Raw genomic sequence first — 19,405 nt, forward strand, 5'->3', positions numbered from 1 at the left:
TTGAGCAGATAAAGGGAGGGGTAGATACCCTTCCTTTTTGCATTGCGGGGCCATCTGTGTTTTCTGGCGGCATGACCGGACCTGATTTTTCCTACGAAGAGACTGCCTTTGCCCAAGGCGCGCGCTGCGTGGCCGGGGTGGACGAAGTGGGGCGCGGGCCGTTGGCCGGGCCGGTGACGGCGGCAGCCGTCATTCTGGATCCTGCCGACATCCCTCAGGGGCTGAACGATTCCAAAAAGCTGTCGCCAAAGCGGCGAGAGGCATTGCATGACCTGCTGATGGCCCGTGCCGATGTGTCGATTGCCCATGCATCGGTTGAGGAAATCGACGCGCTGAATATTCTGCGCGCCTCGCATCTGGCAATGGAACGCGCCGTGGCCGGGCTGCGCCAAAGGCCCGATCTGGCGCTGATTGACGGCAACATGATCCCGAAGGGCCTGAGCGTACCGGCGCGTGCGATCATCAAGGGGGATGCTGCATCGTTGTCGATTTCGGCAGCTTCGATTGTGGCAAAAATCACGCGCGACCGGATCATGTGGGCTTTGGCGCAACAGTTTCCCGGCTACGGATGGGAAACTAATGCCGGATACCCGTCAAAAAGCCACAGAGAGGCGTTGCAAAATCTTGGGGTGACCCCACACCATAGACGTTCATTCAAGCCAGTCCACAACATCTTGTATCAAGAAAAATAACTAAGCATTTGATTCAAAAAAGAAATTGACGGCGAATCAGCTTTGACTCATCTTTGACCTCAACAACCAGAGCGCAGTAACGCGCCGGGACCAGAGGCAGAAATGAAGACTATGACCAAAACAAAGGGCGCATCTGCGCTTCCTCTTAATACGATTCTCAGTGGCGATTGCCTCGAGGTGATGAACAGTCTGCCCGAAGCGTCGATTGACCTTATTTTTGCAGATCCGCCCTATAATCTTCAATTGAAAGGCGACCTGCATCGCCCCGACAATAGCCAGGTGGACGCGGTTGACGACGCCTGGGATCAATTTTCCTCATTCGCCGCCTATGACAGATTCACCCAAGACTGGCTCAAGGCGGCGCGCCGATTGCTCAAACCCGATGGGGCTATTTGGGTGATCGGCTCTTATCACAACATCTTTCGGGTAGGAGCGGCGTTGCAGAACGAAGGCTTCTGGATCCTGAATGATGTGATCTGGCGCAAATCGAACCCAATGCCGAATTTTCGCGGCAAACGGTTTACCAATGCGCATGAAACGATGATCTGGGCCAGCAAGGAAGAAGGCGGCAAATACACCTTCAACTATGAGGCACTTAAATCGCTGAATGAAGGCGTGCAGATGCGCAGCGACTGGGTGCTGCCGCTGTGCACCGGGCATGAGCGCCTGAAAAACGAGGAGGGTGACAAGGCCCACCCGACGCAAAAACCCCAAAGCCTGCTGCACCGGGTGCTGGTGGGATCGACCAATCCGGGCGATGTGGTGCTGGACCCGTTCTTTGGCACGGGCACGACGGGTGCTGTCGCCAAGATGCTGGGCCGCGATTACATCGGCATCGAACGCGAAGAGGCTTATCGCAAGGTGGCCGAGAAACGGCTGGCAAACACCCGCAAGCTGGACCGCGAAGCGCTGCAGGTATCGGTCAGCAAACGAGCCGAGCCACGTGTGCCTTTTGGCCAACTGGTTGAGCGTGGCATGCTACGCCCCGGCGAAGAGCTGTACTCGATGAACAAGCGACACAAGGCAAAGGTGCGCGCCGATGGCACGCTGATTGGCGACGCGATCAAGGGCAGCATCCATCAGGTCGGGGCCCATCTGGAAGGTGCGCCAAGCTGCAATGGCTGGACCTACTGGTGCTTCAAACGCGACGGCAAGACGGTGCCGATTGATCTGTTAAGGCAGCAAATCCGCGCCGAAATGGCCGATCGGCCGAACTGATCTGTCATCCAATAAAATACCGCCGGTGCCTGCGGCCTGACGTAAGGCACTACACCTATGCCCCGCCTTCATGGCGGGGTTTTTTTACCGGCAGAACACATAGCCCAAAGCGCCTCGCCTTTTTTGCTATTTCGGACTAACGGCGTGACGCTTTAGTTTGTCAGGCGCCGCTGCTTTGACAGCTGAACCGCCAGAATGCCCGCAGCGATAACCGCCACGCCGATGATGTCACGCGTGCCCAGCTGCTCGCTGAGGATCAGCGCGGCGATCGCCACCCCCAGAAACGGGTTGAGAAAGTGGAAGGTTGCGGCCCTGACCGCACCAATTCTGTTGACCAGTAGGAACCAAACCAGCGTGGCTGCAAGCCCAGGGACAAGGGTGGTATAGGCAAACGCGGCGATCAGCTGCCAGCTCCAGTTGATTTCGATGGTTTCTGTAGTCACGGCCACGGCCCCCAACACTGCACTGCCCACCAGCATTTGCAGCCCGACAACCATCAGGAAATTGCCGCCCGAAGTGGCACCTCGCACCAGCAGCGTTGCAAAGGTAAGCGCGATCACCCCAAGAACGCAGAGTGTGAGCCCATACATGTCAACGCCACCTTCAAGGCGTGATCCCATGATGATTGCAACGCCCACAACCCCTGCAAGAAGGCCCAGAATTCCCAGGAACCCGATGCGTTCCCCAAAGATCAACCAACCTGCCAACCCCACCAGCAAGGGCATGGTCGACGCGATAATGGCCGCCAGGGACGCCTCGATCGATTGCATCGCAACGAAATTCAGGCCGAGGTACAGAGCGTTCTGGCAGATGCCGAAAACGATTGTCGCGCGCCATTGATTACGTGTGAGTTTCCAGGTTTGGCCCAGCATTCTGGCAATCAGAACGCCCAGCAGGCCCGAGATCAGAAAACGCAGGCAAAGGGCGGTCAGGGGCGGCGCGGCAGCCACGATGATGCGGGCCGACGTGAAAGCGCTGGACCACATGACCGCAAAGGCCAGCCCCATGATGATTGCACGAATGTCCATGCTGCCAGTTGCCTCTGATGCTGCTCGCGACAGCCTTGCCACAGGGAAAGGGGAAAGAAAAGGTAGGCTGGTTTCACAATTCAGAAGGCGGGTCAGGCCGATTTTTGATCAGGCGCTGCGTAAGCATCGTGATTTCAGAACAGCCTTTGGCGTTGCACACGATACTGTTCTGGAAGGGGCGAGGCGGGATGATGTCCCCGCCGCCAGTCCATAGGTTTTTGCAGGGGCCCGCATCCAGATTGCTCTGGATCAGTATTTTACCTCTTGCTCTGCCGCCGCCCGGACCACGCAACGCGCTTCGAACCAGAAAGCCGCGGTTGCTTTCTTTATCAGGGATACGTCGAAATTTCGGGCGAAATACGGATACTTTGTGCGTTTTACGAAACGGTTAATACTGACCAAACAGAAAAAGGCCGCCCCATCGGGCGACCCTTTTCCAAAACTCAGCAAGATGCAGGCTTAGCCGTTGACGCTGTCTTTGAGCGCTTTGGCGATGGTCATCTTGACGACCTTGTCTGCTTCTTTCTTGATCTGCTCGCCGGTGGCAGGGTTGCGCACCATACGCTCGGGGCGTTCGCGGCAATAAATTTTGCCAACGCCCGGCAGGGTTACCGCACCGCCACCCGAAACTTCGCGGGTGATAATTGCGATTACTGAATCCAGTGCATTGCCTGCAGATTTCTTATCGCTGCCCATTTCTTCGGCCAGGGCGGCAACAAGTTGTGTTTTGGTCATTGGTTTTGCCATTTTATAGTCTCCTTCAACTGCCCTGTATATGGGCCTCATGCGCGTGATTTAACTGTATGTAGCGAACAAACACAATGAATAGTGGGCAAAAGCAAGGGAAATTCGTGCATTTTGTGCCGATTTACGCCAGGTCAGAGGAAGGCCGTTTCACTAAAACTGCGTAACTTTCGGCTATGGATACGTTCCAGCGGCATTTTGCTGAGGGTTTCCATGGCGCGAATCCCGATCATAAGATGGCGCGAAACCTGCTTATTATAGAAATCGCTGGCCATTCCTGGTAGTTTCAATTCGCCATGCAGGGGCTTGTCGCTGACACATAAAAGCGTGCCATAGGGAACCCGAAACCTGAACCCGTTGGCGGCAATTGTGGCACTTTCCATATCCAGAGCGATGGCGCGGCTTTGGCTGAGGCGCTGTACCGGGCCGGACTGATCACGCAATTCCCAGTTCCGGTTGTCCAGGCTGGCCACGGTTCCTGTTCGCATGATGCGTTTCAGGTCATACCCTTCCAGTTTGGTCTCGGCCGCCACTGCCTGTTCAAGCGCGATCTGGATTTCAGCCAACGCCGGGATGGGAACCCAGGCCGGCAGATCGGCATCAAGCACGCGGTCTTCGCGCAGGTAGGCATGGGCCAGAACAAAGTCTCCAAGCGACTGAGAATTGCGCAGACCCGCGCAATGGCCAACCATGATCCAGGCATGAGGGCGCAGCACGGCGATATGGTCGGTCGCGGTTTTGGCATTCGACGGCCCAACCCCGATGTTGACCAGCGTAATGCCAGACCCATCGGACCGCTTCAGATGATAGGATGGCATCTGCGGCAGCTTGTCGGGCGTTTCCAGATGACCATCTGGCGTGGTGATTACGGTGTTTCCGGTGCTGACAAAAGCGGTATAGCCGCTCTCGGGATCGGCCAGCATCTTGCGGGCATAGCCCTCAAACTCGGAGACATAGAACTGGTAGTTGGTGAACAGAACGTGGTTCTGAAAATGTTTGGGGTCCGTGTCTGTGTAATGCGACAGGCGCGCCAGTGAATAATCTACACGTTGCGCGGTAAAAGGCGCCAGCGGCTCCGCACCGTCGGTGGCGGGTTTGTTGGTTCCGTTGACGATTTCATCATTGGTGGTGCTGAGGTCCGGCACGTCGAACACGTCCCGGAGGATAAAATCGGCAGCGCCTTCTTGCGGAACGGAAATCGAGGTATCATTGGCCACCGCAAAATGTACTGGCATAGGCGTGTCCGACACGCGAATGCAGACCGGTACACCATGATTGCACAGCAGCAAATCAATCTGCTGCTCCAGATATTTTCGAAACAGGTCAGGCCGGGTGACTGTTGTGGCATGCGTGCCCGGTTCGGGCACATGGCCAAAACTGAGCCGACTGTCGATCTTGGCAAAGCTTGTCGTGGTGATGCGGATTTCAGGATAAAAAGCACGGATACGCTGAAGCGGAACAGTGCCCTGCATGACCCCGGCAAACTCGGCACAGAGAAACTTTGATGCTGTGTCATAAAGCTCGATCAACCGGTCCACCGCGGCCCCAGCCTGTGTAAAGTTTTCAGCTCCGGGAACCTTGGGCGTTTTCACCCCGGTGGTCTGGTCGATCAACGTCATGTCATTCCTCTGGGGGTTCTGTTCACGTGCCACAGGTTGACACGGGCAGAGGGGGTGTTCAAGCTACCTGTCGGCTTGATGATACAGGAGGTCGGCATGGACTATGAAACCGTCAGTCCCGAGGATTTCGGGGCCTCCCTGACAGGGGTCGGATTGAATATTCTGGTGCGCGATGTCCCGGCCGAGGTTGCGTTTCTTGAAGCGGTGTTTGACATGCAGGGCCACCGGGTGACCCGCGATTTCGCGATCATGACCTATCATGGTCAGGTGATGCAGCTGCATGCCGATCCCACCTATTCAACCAATCCGCTTTTAGGGCTGCTGCCCGAGGCCGGTGCACGCGGGGCAGGTGCCGAATTCCGACTGTATCAAACCGATCCCGACGAGGCCGCCAAACGAGCCACAGCGCATGGTGCACATATCCTGCAAGCCCCCACAGACAAACCCCACGGCCTGCGCGAGACATACATACTGTGCGACAACGGGTATGCTTGGGTGGCCTCACGGCCGCTTTGAAGCCTTTTCAGACTTGGCCCCATAGCCCGGAATCAAGGCCACCTGCGGTCCGGCATGGTCTAGCATTCAACGGCAACTTTGTCCGTGTTATGTAGGTTCGGCATTGCGATCTCTTTGATCCTGCGCCATCTCATCGGTCAGCCAACTTACAAAAGCCTGTGCGCCGGGGATGTCGGCCATGTGTGGTGCGGTGATCAAATAATAGGCCTCCTGCATCTTTGCCCGGTGATCGAAAAGCCGCACTAACCGCCCGGTTTCAATCAGGTGCCCGGCGATGGTGTCATGCGCCATGCACAGCCCTGCGCCGGACACAGCGGCCGACAGGGCAATGGCATAGGTGGTGGCATAGGTCACTTTTAACTCGGACCAGTCCAGCCCCTGTTCTTCACCCCAAGCCGCCCATGTGGCCATAAGGTTGGCGCAGTCAAACAGTGTTGTGTTGGGTATGTCCTGCAACGTGCCTGACCAGCCAGGCGCGGCTACGGGATAAGAGAAATCCTGCACCAGCTTTTGTGCTGCAACCCCTTCGGAGGGGCGCACGGAATAGCGGATTTCCACATCTGCGCCGGGTGCGATACCCTCGGCCTGTTCCCACAGTTCGGCGATAATGTTCAAGCGTACGTCGGGGTGACGGGCGTAAAACCGGCCCAATCGTGGGGCCAGCCAGAAGGTGCCAAAGCTCATGTTGGTATGCACCTGCACCACGGTTTCGCGCCCGCCGGTCACGGCCAGAGTGCCACGCGACAGGGTGCGAAAGGCATCCCTCACGATAGGAAGATAGCTTGACCCGGTTTCGGTCAGTTCCAGGGCGCGGGGGCGGCGATGGAACAGGGCTCGGCCCATGTGCCCTTCAAGGGCTTTGATTTGCTGGCTGACGGCGCTTTGGGTCATGTTCAATTCGCCCGCCGCGGCGGTAAAAGACAGATGGCGCGCGGAGGCCTCGAACGCACGTAGCCAATTCAGCGGAGGCAGGGTTTGGCGCACTGGCATAATCCATCCATTAGTCAGACTTATAGCATGCCTGCGTTTTTTTCGTTGGTAAAGTGGCGCGTTCAGAGGCACGATTTCAGCCAACCTTTCAAGGAGCACTTAACCATGTCCGTTACCGAACTTCGCCCCAACCTTGACCATTGGCCAGCGCGCGTCGATCTGGCTGCCGCCTTTCGCTGGACCGAACGGCTGAACCTGCACGAAGCCGTGGCAAACCATTTTTCACTTGCGGTGAATGACGACGGCACGCAGTTCCTGATGAACCCCAATCAGATGCATTTCAGCCGGATCAAGGCCAGCGACCTGTTGCTGCTGGATGCCAATGACCCTGAAACGCTGGAAGGGCCCAACGCGCCTGACCCCACGGCTTGGGGTCTGCACGGGGCGCTGCACCGGATGTGCCCGCATGCCCGCTGCGCGCTGCATGTGCACTCAATCTATGCCACTGTGTTGGCGTCACTGGCGGATAGCACCCTGCCGCCGATCGATCAGAATACAGCGACCTTTTTTAACCGTGTCGCTGTGGATGACCATTTCGGCGGGTTAGCGTTTGAAGAAGAGGCCGAACGGTGCTGTTCCAACCTGCAAGATCCGAAACAAACCGTGTTGGTGATGGGTAATCACGGCATCATGGTGATCGGACAGACGGTGGCTGAAACCTTTAACCGGATGTATTATTTTGAACGCGCCTGCGAGACCTATATCAAGGCGCTTTGGACAGGGCAGCCCCTGCGGCTGTTGTCAGATGAGATTGCCGAGCAGACGGCAGTTGATATTGAAAATTACCCTGGCCAAGCCGAGAAGCATTTGTCGGAACTCAAGGCAATTCTGGACGAGGAAGGCTCGAACTACGCAAGCTAGTTCAGTTCAATGCCTTGATCTTGGAGCTAAAAAATGTCTGACAACACAGGCAACCAATCGCGCGAGTGGAACTATCACCCCGACCTGCCGCTCGCAGATCCGTCGATTTTCAAGTGGCCACCTAACCCGGGCTTTGTCGCCCGTTGGTTTGTCCGCAACTGGCTGACACTGAGCGAGCGCGTGATGCTGGTCATTCTGGCAGTGCTGAGTTGGTGGCTGTTGTACCCGTCGCTTGAGGCCGCGCAAACCTTTGCTTTCGGGTGGATATTCCAGACCTGGGCCGTGAACATGGGGCTAATGGTTGTCATCGCAGGCGGGCTACACTGGTATTTTTATATGCGCAGGGGCCAGGGCAAAACCCTGAAGTTCGACAAACGCGATCAGGCCAAAGGCAACCGTTTATGGAATTTTTCGAACCAGGTGCATGATAACGTTTTCTGGTCGCTGGGGTCGGGTGTGGCACAGCTGACGGCGTTTCAGGTGGTGACCATGTGGTTGATGGCGAACGGTTTTGCACCGGTTATCAGCTTTAGCTCGAACCCGGTATGGTTCGTTCTGGCATTGGTGCTGATCCCGATCTGGAGTGCGTTTCACTTCTATTGGGTGCACCGGTTGCTGCATGTGCCGGTTCTTTATAAGCACGTGCACTCGCTGCATCATCGCAATGTCAATATCGGGCCATGGTCAGGCTTTTCGATGCATCCGGTCGAGCATCTGATCTATCTGACCACCCTGTGCATTCATTGGGTTGTGGCCAGTCATCCCATCCATTTGATTTTTCACGTTCTTTATCAGGGGCCGGGGGCGGCGATGACCCATACGGGATACGAAGATCTGCTGATCCGCGACAAACGCAGGCTGGCCTTGGGGACGTTTTATCACCAGCTGCATCACAGGTATTACGAGTGTAATTACGGCAATCAAGAGATGCCCTGGGACCGTTGGTTCGGGACGTTCCATGATGGATCAGACGAAGGAACCTCCGAAACGCGCGCGCGGAAAAAGCGGATGTATTCCTGATTTTCTGACTTGTTTTCAATCTGTTGAAGCTGCCCTTGTCAAATCGTCACGGCCATTACATTAAGGGGCCATGAGCAAAACACTTCTTTCATTCGGGCACGGGTATTCGGCGCGGGCACTGGCGAAACGGTTGGTGCTTCAGGGCTGGACGATCTATGGCACAACCAGAAACCCCGGCAAATCCAGTGCTTTGGAGGATGAGGGCGTTATCCCGGTGATTTGGCCCGACGGGGATTTGGGCAAGGCCTTTGATACTGCAACACATCTGCTGATTTCTGCGGGGCCGGATGCCGAAGGCGATCCAATCTTGAACAAATACTCTAGTGAAATCAAATCTATAGCACCAAATCTGGAATGGGCTGGGTACCTTTCGACGACCGGGGTTTATGGCGACCATCAGGGGGGGTGGGTCAATGAAGATACGCCACTGGCACCCTCAACCCGGCGCGGACAGATGCGGGTGGATGCAGAAAATCAATGGAAATCAATAGCTTCACTTCCCCTGCATATTTTTCGGCTGGCCGGCATTTACGGCCCCGGTCGCGGGCCGTTTGAAAAGGTGCGGCAGGGCACGGCGCGACGGATTATAAAAGAAAATCAGGTTTTTAGCAGGATTCACGTTGAAGATATCGCGCAGGTGCTTGAGGCGTCGATCAGACGACCGAATCCAGGGCAGGCCTATAACCTGTGTGATAATGACCCTGCCCCGCCGCAGGATGTGATTGGCTATGCCGCAGAGTTGCTGGGCCTGCCAATACCGCCCGAAATATCCTTTGAGGACGCAGAGATGACCCCGATGGCGCGCAGTTTCTATGCCGAGTCTAAACGGGTCAGCAATGCGCGGATCAAGGATGAACTCGGTGTAACTCTGATCTATCCCGATTATCGCGCGGGCTTGCAGGCGCTATTGGCCAACGATGACTGAGATTTGCACGCTTTGTAACAAACGCGAAGATTACCGGCTTCATGCTGACTTTGAAAAGTACCGTATCGTGGGTTAAGCCCATCCTGCATTTCAGACAGAGACGGGTGTGCCGACAGAGGTGCGAATCCGGTAACCCGGTGCGTAGGACAGGCGTACCGTGGTGATGGCGCGGTCATGGTCCCATGTGGTGCGGTCAATCACGAAAACCGGTGCGCCGCGTGCGGTGCCCAGCAGATCGGCCTCGGCCCCGGCGGCGGCCTCGGCGGTAAAGCTGATATCCCCGTGGGTGTAGGGCACCGTGGCCAGCAACCATTCGTTGGCACTGATGGTATCAAAGTTTTGGTTCGCGGCGGCGGGTACGGTAGCAAGGTTGATCCAGCGATCCTCGAACACATAGGCCACACCAGACGCGAGATGCAGGGCGGTGACATGCAGGCAATCGACCGGGGAATCGGGGCAAAGCCTGGCCTGTATCGAAACCGGAGGGCGGGCAATTTTACGGCTGAACATGCGGTAGGTATAACTTTGGCCGCGGTCCTCAATTTCTTGCCGGATCACGGGAATATCAACTGTGGCGCGGCTGACCGGGTGCAGCGCCACGCGCGTGCCTGCCTTGCGTCGGCGTTCAAGCATTCCGGCCTCGGCCAGGGCCCGCAGCGCGCGGTTGACGGTGGCGCGAGCACAGCCGAATTCAGCCGCAAGATCGACTTCATTGGGGATGACATGGCCAGGGGGCCAGTCGCGGGCGTGGATGCGGCGCAAAACCTCGTCCTGAATGGCCTGCCAGTTGCGAAATCGCGGCTGGCTCATATCGCGCCCCTGAGGGGTTCCATGGCGCGGGTATAGGCGGCGGTGATTTCATCGCGCACCTTGTGGCGGCCGTTTTCGACCATGTGCCGCCCGGCGGCCCAGACATCGCGTACCATCCGGTCGTCCCCGGCAAAGCACCAGCAATCCAGCAACTTGTCACCGGTCTGGCCCGTCAGGTCGATATGGCGGTCATCCAGTGCTGTGAGATCGGCAAGTTGACCGGCTGCGATCTGACCCGAATTGCGCCCCGCCGCCTGCGCACCACCGGCGCAGATTGCGCTGAAGATACGGCGGCCTGTTGTGTGATTTGGCGTGGCCAGGGCGGCACGAGAACGGTCGCGCAGGCGCTGCGAATAATCCAGTGTGCGCATCTCTTCCGACAGGGCGATGCGGATGTTGGAATCTGATCCAAGGGCAATGCGCCCGCCCGCCTCCAGCCAGCGGACACCGTCAAAAATGCCGTCGCCCAGGCTGCTTTCGGTGATAGGACACAGGCCTGCAACTGCGCCGGTCTGCGCGAGAGCGATAGTTTCATGCGGTTGCATCTGGGTGCAATGGATCAGGCACCACTGGTTGTTAACCGGGGCATTTTCCAGCAGCCATTCAACCGGGCGCTGGCCATATGCGGCAATGATTTCATCGACCTCGGCCACCTGTTCTGCCAGATGCATATGCACCGGACCACCGGCGGCCAGTTGCGGGGCAAGTCTTACGGCCTCGGGTGCGACGGCGCGCAAGCTGTGCGGGGCCACACCTAGACGGGCGTCGCCAGGCAGGGATTTCAGCGCCCCGCGGCAATCCTGTACAAGTTTGGCAAAGCGATCAGGATCGTTGCCAAAACGGATCTGACCGCTGGTCAGGTCACGCTTGTCGACGCCGCCATACTGGTACTGCACCGGCAGCAAGGTCAGGCCGATGCCTGTCTGATCTGAGGCGGCGATGATGCGTTGAGCCATTTCCGACAGGTCGGCATAGGGCACCCCGCCGGGCTGATGGTGCAGGTAGTGGAATTCGACGTTGGTGGCATACCCGGCTTCAAGCATTTCCATCTGAACCAAGGCAGCGATGGCCTGCACCTGATCAGGGGTGAGCAGGTCAAGGAAGCGGTACATCAGTTTGCGCCACGTCCAGAAGCTGTCGCTTGGGTCGGGGCCGCGGCCCTCGGTCAGGCCGGCCATGGCGCGCTGGAACGCATGGGAATGGGCATTGACGGGCGCGGGCAACAGGATGCCGGTGCGGTATCCGCAGGCGGGCTGATTGGGCGTAACGCTGGCGATATGGCCCGTCGCGTCAATGTCTACCGCCACGTCGTGCTTCCAGCCCGACGGCAGCAAAGCCTGTGAAGCCCAAAGTGTTGTCATGCCCATTTTCCCGTCTTGACAGATTATTATGTCTATACATAATATCGCCAACAACTTTCCAAATCAAGACGGTTCCTTGCTATGCTGCTGAGAAATGCGACAGTTGCCACAATGACGAACGGCCCGGCTTACGGGTTGATCGAGAACGCCGCTGTTGCAGTTGAGGGCGGAGTTGTCTGCTGGGTGGGACCCGAAACCGATCTGCCCACAGACCATGATATACCCGGCGAAGATATGGCGGGCCGACTGATTACGCCCGCACTGATTGATTGCCACACTCATATTGTGCACGGCGGCAACCGTGCCGGTGAATTTGAGATGCGACTGAACGGGGCAAGCTATGAAGAAGTTGCGCGCGCCGGTGGCGGGATTGTTTCGACCGTGCGCGCAACGCGCGAAACATCCGAGGCTGAGTTGCTGTCAGGGGCGCTGCGATTTGTCGATGCGTTGCTGGCCGAAGGCGTTTCGGTGATCGAGGTTAAGTCAGGTTATGGGCTGGAGGTTGAAACCGAGCTGAAGATGCTGCGGGTGGCGCGGGCGATTGAAGGGCAGCGCAGAGTGCGGGTAAAAACCTCGTTTCTTGGCGCCCATGCACTGCCGGTCGAGTATCAGGGCCGCGCGGCGGATTATATCGCCCAGGTCTGCCTGCCCGCGTTGGAGCAGGCCAACGCCGAGGGGCTGGTCGACGCGGTTGACGGGTTTTGTGAAGGGATTGCATTTTCGGTCGAAGAAATGCGGCCAGTGTTTGAAAAGGCGCACACCCTAGGCCTTCCGGTGAAGCTGCATGCCGAGCAGCTAAGCAATATCGGCGGCACACAGCTGGCCGCGGAATTTGGTGCTTTGTCGGCGGATCACGTTGAATATGCCGATGAGTCCGATGCCATGGCGCTGGCAAAATCCGGCAGCGTGGCGGTTCTGCTGCCCGGAGCGTTTTACACTCTGCACGAAACGCAGGTGCCGCCGGTGGCGGCCTTCCGCAAACACGGCGTGCCGATGGCGCTGGCGACCGACTGCAATCCGGGTTCGTCACCGCTGGCGTCGCTTTTGCTGGTGATGAACATGGGCTGCACCCTGTTTCGCCTTACACCGGAAGAGGCGCTGGCCGGGGTGACGCGCCATGCGGCACAGGCGTTGGGGCTGGATGACACGGGCGTTATCGCCCCCGGCAAGCGCGCCGACCTGGCGGTGTGGGATGTGGGGCGGCCTGCCGAACTGGCCTATCGCATTGGGTTTAACCCGCTGTATCGACGGATTTTCGGAGGTGAGGGATGAGTAAGGTACTGACACCCGGTGCGGTGACGCTGACCGAGCTAGAGACGATCTGGCGGCAGGGTCTGTCCGTGTCTCTGGACCCCTCGGTCCGACCAGCGGTTGAGGATGCCGAGGCGCTGGTGCGCCGTGCGGCAGAAGGTGACGTGGCGGTGTATGGCGTCAATACCGGCTTTGGCAAACTGGCCAGCGTCAAGATCCCCGCCGAGCAGACCGAGACATTACAGCGCAACCTGATCCTGTCGCATTGCTGCGGTGTGGGCGAGCCTATGGATGTGGCTACCACCCGGTTGATGATGGTGCTGAAACTGATGTCGCTGGGGCGCGGGGCCTCGGGTGTGAAATGGGCCACGATTGACCTGATCGAACGTATGTTGGCGAAAGGTGTGACACCGGTGGTCCCGGATCAGGGGTCGGTCGGTGCCTCGGGCGATCTGGCGCCGCTGGCCCATATGGCCGCCGTGATGCTAGGTGAAGGCGAGGCGATTTTTAGCGGTCAGCGCCTGTCGGGCAGTCAGGCCCTAAGCCAGGCCGGGCTGAAGCCAATCGTTCTCGGCCCAAAAGAAGGGCTGGCGCTGATTAACGGCACACAGTTTTCCACCGCCTGCGCGCTGGTGGGTCTGTGGGGCGCGTGGCGCAATGCACAAAGCTGCATCGTGACCTCTTCACTTTCAACAGATGCGATCATGGGATCAACCGCCCCCTTGATCGATGAAATTCATACGTTGCGCGGCCATCGCGGCCAGATCGAGGCCGCCCGCGCACAGCGCGCCCTTATGGACGGCTCTGAGATCCGCGAAAGCCATCGCGACGGCGATACCCGCGTTCAGGACCCCTATTGCATCCGCTGCCAGGCGCAGGTTTCAGGCGCTGCGATTGATCTGCTGCGCCGCGCCGGTGAGGTGTTGCAGGTCGAGGCGAATGCGGTCACGGACAACCCTTTGGTTCTGGTAGACAAGGACGACCCTTCCGGGGGCAGGATCGTGTCGGGCGGCAATTTCCATGCCGAACCGGTGGGTTTTGCCGCGGATCAGATTGCAATAGCAATTGCTGAATTGGGCGCGATTGCCCAACGACGCGTGGCGCTGATGGTAGACCCAACGCTGAGCTTTGATCTGCCGCCTTTTCTGACGCCCGAACCGGGGTTGAATTCGGGCCTGATGATTGCCGAGGTGACCACAGCCGCGCTGATGAGCGAAAACAAGCATCTGGCCAATCCCTGCTCCACGGATTCCACCCCGACCAGTGCCAACCAGGAGGACCACGTGAGCATGGCCGCCCACGCGGCCCGGCGGCTGGCGCGGATGAATGCCAACCTGAATTCCATTCTGGGGGTCGAGGCGATTTGCGGCGCACAGGGCATCGGCTTTCGCGCTCCGCTACAGACCAGCGCGGCGTTGCAAGCGGCCGTGGAGCGGTTGCGTCAGGCGGTATCGGCGCTGGAAGCCGACCGGTATCTGGCACCGGATCTTCAGGCAGCAACAGAGTTGATCCGTGACGGGGCGCTTGTAAGTGCCACCGGGCTGAACATGATACTGGGAGAGGCATGATGGACGCGGTCGAAGTGATCAAGGGCGGTGGCCCCGTCGTATTGGGTATGCCGCATACGGGAACGTATGTTCCACAGGATGTTCGCGCGAAATTGAACGAGCGCGGGCGTGGGCTGGACGATACTGACTGGAACATTCACAAGCTGTATGATGGGCTGTTGCCCGGTGCCACGGTGGTGCGCGCCAAATTTCATCGCTATGTGATCGACGCCAACCGCGACCCGTCAGGGGCCAGCCTGTACCCCGGGCAGAACACCACCGGCCTTGTACCGTTGACCGATTTTGATGGCAATGACATCTGGGATCAACCGCCCTCGGGCGTGGAAATCGAGCACCGGCGCGAAACATGGCATGCGCCCTATCACGCCGCGCTAAAGGCCGAGCTGGAACGCGTGCACGCATTGCACGGGGTGGTCGTTCTTTATGACTGCCACTCCATACGGTCGCGTATTCCGTTTCTGTTTGACGGCACCCTGCCCGATTTCAATATCGGGACAAATGAAGGCACGACCTGTGCGCCGGTGATTGCACAGACGGTTGAGGACGTGTGTGGCGCAGCCAGGGGCTATACCTCTATCAGCAATGGCCGTTTCAAGGGCGGCTGGACCACGCGGCACTATGGAATACCCGAAAAAGGCTTTCACGCCATCCAGATGGAACTGGCGCAATCCACCTATATGCAGGAAAGCGCGCCCTGGCCTTATCTGCACGAGCGCGCCGATGAAACCCGCGTGCCTCTGGCCGATTTGCTGGGTCGGATCGACCGACTGGCGCGCGAAGGAGTGTTGGGATGACGCCACTTGCAGGCATCAAGGTGCTGGACCTGACCCGCGTTCTGGCTGGGCCGTATTGCACGGCGCTGCTGGCCGATCTGGGGGCCGACGTGATCAAGCTGGAGCCACCCAGGGGTGATGATTACCGCCATATCGGGCCTTTTCAGCAGGGTGAAAGTGCATTGTTCACACTGAACAATCGCGGCAAGAAAAGCATTTCCCTGAACCTGAAATCACCCGAAGGGCTGGCGTTGGCGCAAGAGATTGCCGCCGGATGTGATGTGGTGGTTGAAAACTTCCGCCCCGGAGTGGCTGAAAAGATCGGGCTGGGCGCGGATGTGTTGCGCAAAGCCAAACCAGGGCTGATCTATTGCAGCGTTTCGGGCTTTGGCCAGACCGGGCCGTTTCGCGACCTGCCGGCCTATGATCTTGTGGTGCAGGCGATGTCGGGGCTGATGGCCGCGACGGGCGAGGCCGGTGGCGCGCCGCTGAAAACCGGCGAGTCGGTGGCGGATCTGGTGGGTGGGCTTTTCGGGTCCTGGGCGATCATGGCAGCGCTGGTTCAAAAGGCGCGCACCGGGCAAGGGGCGACTCTGGACGTGGCGATGTATGACGCACTTTATTCGATGCTGACCACCAGCCATGCCTTGCACTTCTACGCGGATAAGACGCCCGAACGGGTGGGAAACCGGCATCCGCTGTCGACACCTTTTGGCTGCTTTGAAACCGCTGACGGGCAGGTGGTGATTGCGGTTCTGACACCGGCGCAATTTGCCCGTTTATCCACGCTTATCGGTCAACCAGGCCTGCCCGACGAAACGCGTTTTGCCACCGATGAGGCACGCACGGAAAACGAACCCGAGTTGCGCAGTCTGATTGAAGACTGGAGCAAGGGATTGAACACCGAGGCGGCCATGGTTGCCCTGGCCGAGGCGCAACTGCCAAGCGCCCCGATCTGGGGCATTGCGCAGGCCAGCGACAGCGCGCACGCCAGGGCGCGTGGGCTGGTGCAGATGTTGCCGCATGGCGTTCTGGGGCAGGCGCCGGTGGTTCCGCAGCCGGTGCAGTTTGACGGCGTGAAACTGATGACATACAGCCCGGCGCCCGGACTTGGCGCAGATGCAGCAGAGATCTTGCAGGCATTCTGCAGCGTCGATGCGGCACGGTTTGAAGACCTGAAAAAGGCCGGGGTGGTGGCATGAGCGATCTGTGGCACATGCTGAGTGACGACGAGCGGCTGTTCTGCGATCTGCTGGAGCGGGTCGTGGATGAACGGATTGCGCCGCTTGCTCAGCGAACCGACGAGACATCCGCCTTTGTGCATGATCAGCTAAAGGTTCTGTCCGGGGCCGGGATGTTGGGGGCGAACCTGCCCGAAGTTCATGGCGGCGCGGATATCTCGGCGCAGGCGCTGTTGCGCGCGGTCGAGATTGTGGCAGGGGGCTGTGGCTCGACCGCATCGGCGCTGACGGCGCATTATCTGGCAACGGATTCGATTTTGATTGGCGGGACCGAGGCACAGAAAGCCGATTTGTTGCCCGAGGCGGCAACCGGCGAAAGGCTGGGCGCCTTTGCCCTGACCGAGCCCACCGCTGGCAGCGACCCGGCGGATATGCGGACACGAGCTGTAAGGTCCGGGGAGGGCTGGTACCTGAAGGGCACCAAGTGTTTCATCTCGAACGGCGGCGTGGCGGATTTTGTGGTGGTCTATGCGGTCACCGATCCGGCGGCGCGGCACCGGGGGGTTTCGGCATTTATCCTGCCCAAAGGCACGCCGGGGTTTGAGGCTGGCAAGCCTGAAAAAACCATGGGTCTGAAAGGCGGGCATGTGTTTACGCTGAACCTTGATTGTCACCTTCCCGAGGATGCCCTGCTGGGCGAGGCCGAGGGCCAAGGGTTCAAGACCGCGATGCAGGTGCTAGATAATGGTCGGGTGGAAGTGGCCGCGCAATGCCTTGGCATGGCGCAGGCGGCGCTGGATGCAGCAAAGGCCTATGCAAAGGACCGCGTGATTGGTGGCGAGGCATTAAGCGCCAAACAGGGCATTCGATGGATGCTGGCCGATGCGGCGCTGGAATTGCGCGCCGCGCGGCTGATGGCGTTGGAGGCGGCACGACAACGCCAGGCGGGGAAACGGTTTTCCGAGGCTGCCGCCATGGCAAAACTCAAGGCATCGGAAGTCGCCGATAAGGTGGCTGATACCGCGCTGCAAATCCACGGTGGCTATGGCTATACCCGCGATTTCCCGATCGAGCGTATCACCCGCGACCTGCGGATCATGCGCATTTACGAAGGTTCATCCGAAATTCAACGCAATATCATCGCCGGCCATCTGCTGGCCTGAAGGAGCATGACAATGACCAACCCACGCCACAACACACGCGATATCTATCCCGACACCGGCACCGAGATAAGCGCCAAAAGCTGGCTGACCGAAGCGCCGATGCGAATGCTGATGAACAACCTGCATCCCGATGTCGCCGAAAACCCGCACGAGTTGGTGGTCTATGGCGGCATTGGCCGGGCGGCGCGCACATGGGAAGATTTTGACAGGATCGTAGCCGAGCTGAAGACTCTGGAACAGGACGAAACCCTACTGGTGCAGTCCGGCAAGCCGGTGGGTGTGTTCCGCACCCACAAGGATGCGCCGCGTGTGTTGATCGCCAACAGCAACCTTGTACCGCACTGGGCCACCTGGGACCACTTTAGTGAGCTCGATAAAAAGGGCCTTATGATGTACGGGCAGATGACTGCCGGATCATGGATTTACATTGGTACACAGGGGATTGTGCAGGGCACCTATGAGACCTTTGCCGAAGCCGGGCGGCAGCATTACGACGGCAATCTGAAAGGTCGGTGGATTCTGACCGGGGGCCTTGGTGGCATGGGCGGGGCGCAGCCGCTGGCAGCCGTCTTTGCCGGGGCCTGCTGTCTGGCTGTGGAGTGCGACGAAACCCGCGCCGAATTCCGCAAGCGCACCCGTTATGTCGATGAGATTACCCATTCTCTGGATGATGCGCTGTCTATGATCGACCGTTGGACCAAGGCGGGCGAGGCGAAATCTGTCGCGCTGATTGGCAACGCTGCGGATGTATTCCCCGAATTGGTCAAACGCGGCGTGCGCCCGGATATCGTGACCGACCAGACCAGTGCGCATGACCCGGTGCATGGCTACCTGCCACAGGGCTGGAGTGTGGGCGAATGGCGCGCCAAACAGGAAAGCGACCCCAAAGCAGTTGAGAAAGCCGCGCGCGCCAGCATGCGCGTGCACGTTCAGGCGATGGTGGATTTCTGGAATGCGGGCGTGCCGACGCTGGATTACGGCAACAACATCCGGCAGGTGGCGTTGGATGAGGGGCTGGAAAACGCCTTTGCCTTCCCCGGTTTTGTGCCGGCCTATATCCGTCCTTTATTCTGTAAGGGTATCGGCCCGTTCCGCTGGTGTGCCCTGTCCGGTGACCCCGAGGACATTTACAAAACCGATGCCAAGATGAAAGAGCTGTTCCCCGACAACACCCATCTGCATCAATGGCTGGACATGGCGCGTGAACGTATTGCGTTTCAGGGGCTGCCAGCGCGGATCTGCTGGATTGGTCTGGGAGATCGTCACAAGGCGGGGCTGGCGTTCAACGAAATGGTTCGCACGGGCGAGTTGAAGGCGCCAGTCGTGATCGGGCGGGATCACCTGGATTCAGGCTCGGTTGCTTCACCCAACCGCGAAACCGAGGCAATGAAAGATGGCTCGGACGCAGTATCGGACTGGCCGCTGCTCAATGCGCTCTTGAACTGTGCCAGCGGGGCGACCTGGGTCAGCCTGCACCACGGCGGCGGGGTTGGCATGGGATTCAGCCAGCATTCTGGAATGGTGGTATGTTGTGATGGCACCGACGATGCCGACCGGCGGCTGGCCAACGTGTTGTGGAACGATCCGGCCACCGGCGTGATGCGCCATGCCGATGCAGGATACGACATCGCCATTGACTGCGCCCGCGAGCATGGATTGAACTTGCCAGGAATATTGAAGTGAAA

General features: G+C 58.8%; 18 protein-coding genes. 12 read left to right on the forward strand and 6 right to left on the reverse strand.

The annotated features are described in order from the left end of the window. Window positions 1–71 precede the first annotated feature (71 nt). Together rnhB and PEL8287_RS15345 are read left to right on the forward strand one after the other, a co-directional pair. The gene (gene rnhB / locus PEL8287_RS15340; protein ID WP_085893307.1) at window positions 72–692 is read left to right on the forward strand and encodes a ribonuclease HII; all 621 of its coding nucleotides are present in this window, start codon (window positions 72–74) and stop codon (window positions 690–692) included. A 102-nt stretch (window positions 693–794) separates the two neighbouring features. Then, on the forward strand, window positions 795–1,910 hold the full coding sequence (locus tag PEL8287_RS15345; protein WP_085893308.1) for a site-specific DNA-methyltransferase: 1,116 nt from the start codon (window positions 795–797) through the stop codon (window positions 1,908–1,910). 152 nt (window positions 1,911–2,062) lie between these two features. Here PEL8287_RS15345 and PEL8287_RS15350 read toward each other — a convergent pair whose 3' ends face one another. From PEL8287_RS15350 to PEL8287_RS15370, 3 genes are all read right to left on the reverse strand, one after another. Then, complete coding sequence (locus tag PEL8287_RS15350) at window positions 2,063–2,938, reverse strand: DMT family transporter (RefSeq protein WP_085893309.1); 876 nt, start codon at window positions 2,936–2,938, stop codon at window positions 2,063–2,065. 459 nt (window positions 2,939–3,397) lie between these two features. Then, window positions 3,398–3,685 carry an HU family DNA-binding protein gene (locus PEL8287_RS15365; protein ID WP_085893312.1) on the reverse strand — a complete coding sequence of 96 codons (288 nt, stop codon included), beginning with the start codon at window positions 3,683–3,685 and terminating at the stop codon, window positions 3,398–3,400. 131 nt (window positions 3,686–3,816) lie between these two features. After that, window positions 3,817–5,301: an AMP nucleosidase gene (locus PEL8287_RS15370; RefSeq protein WP_085893313.1), complete on the reverse strand. Its 1,485-nt coding sequence runs from the start codon at window positions 5,299–5,301 to the stop codon at window positions 3,817–3,819. 96 nt (window positions 5,302–5,397) lie between these two features. On the opposite strand from PEL8287_RS15370, the gene PEL8287_RS15375 reads away from it, so the two are divergent. Then, window positions 5,398–5,817: a VOC family protein gene (locus PEL8287_RS15375; protein ID WP_085893351.1), complete on the forward strand. Its 420-nt coding sequence runs from the start codon at window positions 5,398–5,400 to the stop codon at window positions 5,815–5,817. An 87-nt stretch (window positions 5,818–5,904) separates the two neighbouring features. On the opposite strand, the gene PEL8287_RS15380 is transcribed toward PEL8287_RS15375, so the two are convergent. Next, window positions 5,905–6,807 carry a LysR family transcriptional regulator gene (locus PEL8287_RS15380; protein WP_306372189.1) on the reverse strand — a complete coding sequence of 301 codons (903 nt, stop codon included), beginning with the start codon at window positions 6,805–6,807 and terminating at the stop codon, window positions 5,905–5,907. Between the two features lie 105 nt (window positions 6,808–6,912). Between PEL8287_RS15380 and PEL8287_RS15385 the strand changes: the two genes are divergently transcribed. The 3 genes from PEL8287_RS15385 to PEL8287_RS15395 all read left to right on the forward strand — a co-directional run bounded on the left by PEL8287_RS15385 (window position 6,913) and on the right by PEL8287_RS15395 (window position 9,613). Next, window positions 6,913–7,668, forward strand: coding sequence for a class II aldolase and adducin N-terminal domain-containing protein (locus PEL8287_RS15385; protein WP_085893353.1), 756 nt, complete (start codon window positions 6,913–6,915; stop codon window positions 7,666–7,668). A 33-nt stretch (window positions 7,669–7,701) separates the two neighbouring features. Next, the gene (locus PEL8287_RS15390; RefSeq protein WP_085893314.1) at window positions 7,702–8,688 is read left to right on the forward strand and encodes a sterol desaturase family protein; all 987 of its coding nucleotides are present in this window, start codon (window positions 7,702–7,704) and stop codon (window positions 8,686–8,688) included. Between the two features lie 70 nt (window positions 8,689–8,758). Next, on the forward strand, window positions 8,759–9,613 hold the full coding sequence (locus PEL8287_RS15395) for an SDR family oxidoreductase (protein ID WP_085893315.1): 855 nt from the start codon (window positions 8,759–8,761) through the stop codon (window positions 9,611–9,613). Window positions 9,614–9,703: 90 nt separating this feature from the next. On the opposite strand, the gene hutC is transcribed toward PEL8287_RS15395, so the two are convergent. Beyond that, window positions 9,704–10,423 carry a histidine utilization transcriptional repressor HutC gene (hutC, locus tag PEL8287_RS15400; RefSeq protein ID WP_085893316.1) on the reverse strand — a complete coding sequence of 240 codons (720 nt, stop codon included), beginning with the start codon at window positions 10,421–10,423 and terminating at the stop codon, window positions 9,704–9,706. After that, window positions 10,420–11,784, reverse strand: a complete 1,365-nt coding sequence (locus PEL8287_RS15405; protein ID WP_085893317.1) for a formimidoylglutamate deiminase — start codon at window positions 11,782–11,784, stop codon at window positions 10,420–10,422. Before PEL8287_RS15405 ends, hutC begins: the two co-directional genes overlap by 4 nt. A gap of 81 nt (window positions 11,785–11,865) precedes the next feature. On the opposite strand from PEL8287_RS15405, the gene hutI reads away from it, so the two are divergent. From hutI to hutU, 6 genes are read left to right on the forward strand one after another with little or no spacing between them, the layout of a single operon-like run. Further along, on the forward strand, window positions 11,866–13,056 hold the full coding sequence (gene hutI / locus PEL8287_RS15410) for an imidazolonepropionase (RefSeq protein ID WP_085893318.1): 1,191 nt from the start codon (window positions 11,866–11,868) through the stop codon (window positions 13,054–13,056). Beyond that, a complete protein-coding gene (gene hutH, locus PEL8287_RS15415) occupies window positions 13,053–14,603 on the forward strand; it encodes a histidine ammonia-lyase (RefSeq protein ID WP_085893319.1) in 1,551 nt (516 codons plus the stop codon). The genes hutI and hutH overlap by 4 nt, the downstream gene beginning before the upstream one ends. Continuing rightward, window positions 14,603–15,397, forward strand: coding sequence for an N-formylglutamate deformylase (gene hutG, locus PEL8287_RS15420; RefSeq protein WP_085893320.1), 795 nt, complete (start codon window positions 14,603–14,605; stop codon window positions 15,395–15,397). The genes hutH and hutG overlap by 1 nt, the downstream gene beginning before the upstream one ends. Then, on the forward strand, window positions 15,394–16,578 hold the full coding sequence (locus PEL8287_RS15425; protein WP_085893321.1) for a CaiB/BaiF CoA transferase family protein: 1,185 nt from the start codon (window positions 15,394–15,396) through the stop codon (window positions 16,576–16,578). Before hutG ends, PEL8287_RS15425 begins: the two co-directional genes overlap by 4 nt. After that, complete coding sequence (locus PEL8287_RS15430) at window positions 16,575–17,720, forward strand: acyl-CoA dehydrogenase family protein (protein WP_085893322.1); 1,146 nt, start codon at window positions 16,575–16,577, stop codon at window positions 17,718–17,720. Before PEL8287_RS15425 ends, PEL8287_RS15430 begins: the two co-directional genes overlap by 4 nt. Window positions 17,721–17,732: 12 nt before the next feature. Beyond that, window positions 17,733–19,403, forward strand: coding sequence for a urocanate hydratase (gene hutU, locus PEL8287_RS15435; RefSeq protein WP_085893354.1), 1,671 nt, complete (start codon window positions 17,733–17,735; stop codon window positions 19,401–19,403). The last annotated feature ends 2 nt before the right edge of the window (window positions 19,404–19,405 follow it).

Origin of the sequence: Roseovarius litorisediminis, assembly GCF_900172295.1 — a bacterium.
GTDB lineage: Bacteria > Pseudomonadota > Alphaproteobacteria > Rhodobacterales > Rhodobacteraceae > Roseovarius > Roseovarius litorisediminis.

Coding starts and splice junctions, on each gene's coding strand:
- rnhB (WP_085893307.1), top strand. CDS start 72: ATGACCGGACCTGATTTTTCCTACGAAGAGACTGCCTTTGCCCAAGGC.
- PEL8287_RS15345 (WP_085893308.1), top strand. CDS start 795: ATGAAGACTATGACCAAAACAAAGGGCGCATCTGCGCTTCCTCTTAAT.
- PEL8287_RS15350 (WP_085893309.1), bottom strand. CDS start 2,938: ATGGACATTCGTGCAATCATCATGGGGCTGGCCTTTGCGGTCATGTGG.
- PEL8287_RS15365 (WP_085893312.1), bottom strand. CDS start 3,685: ATGGCAAAACCAATGACCAAAACACAACTTGTTGCCGCCCTGGCCGAA.
- PEL8287_RS15370 (WP_085893313.1), bottom strand. CDS start 5,301: ATGACGTTGATCGACCAGACCACCGGGGTGAAAACGCCCAAGGTTCCC.
- PEL8287_RS15375 (WP_085893351.1), top strand. CDS start 5,398: ATGGACTATGAAACCGTCAGTCCCGAGGATTTCGGGGCCTCCCTGACA.
- PEL8287_RS15380 (WP_306372189.1), bottom strand. CDS start 6,807: ATGCCAGTGCGCCAAACCCTGCCTCCGCTGAATTGGCTACGTGCGTTC.
- PEL8287_RS15385 (WP_085893353.1), top strand. CDS start 6,913: ATGTCCGTTACCGAACTTCGCCCCAACCTTGACCATTGGCCAGCGCGC.
- PEL8287_RS15390 (WP_085893314.1), top strand. CDS start 7,702: ATGTCTGACAACACAGGCAACCAATCGCGCGAGTGGAACTATCACCCC.
- PEL8287_RS15395 (WP_085893315.1), top strand. CDS start 8,759: ATGAGCAAAACACTTCTTTCATTCGGGCACGGGTATTCGGCGCGGGCA.
- hutC (WP_085893316.1), bottom strand. CDS start 10,423: ATGAGCCAGCCGCGATTTCGCAACTGGCAGGCCATTCAGGACGAGGTT.
- PEL8287_RS15405 (WP_085893317.1), bottom strand. CDS start 11,784: ATGACAACACTTTGGGCTTCACAGGCTTTGCTGCCGTCGGGCTGGAAG.
- hutI (WP_085893318.1), top strand. CDS start 11,866: ATGCTGCTGAGAAATGCGACAGTTGCCACAATGACGAACGGCCCGGCT.
- hutH (WP_085893319.1), top strand. CDS start 13,053: ATGAGTAAGGTACTGACACCCGGTGCGGTGACGCTGACCGAGCTAGAG.
- hutG (WP_085893320.1), top strand. CDS start 14,603: ATGGACGCGGTCGAAGTGATCAAGGGCGGTGGCCCCGTCGTATTGGGT.
- PEL8287_RS15425 (WP_085893321.1), top strand. CDS start 15,394: ATGACGCCACTTGCAGGCATCAAGGTGCTGGACCTGACCCGCGTTCTG.
- PEL8287_RS15430 (WP_085893322.1), top strand. CDS start 16,575: ATGAGCGATCTGTGGCACATGCTGAGTGACGACGAGCGGCTGTTCTGC.
- hutU (WP_085893354.1), top strand. CDS start 17,733: ATGACCAACCCACGCCACAACACACGCGATATCTATCCCGACACCGGC.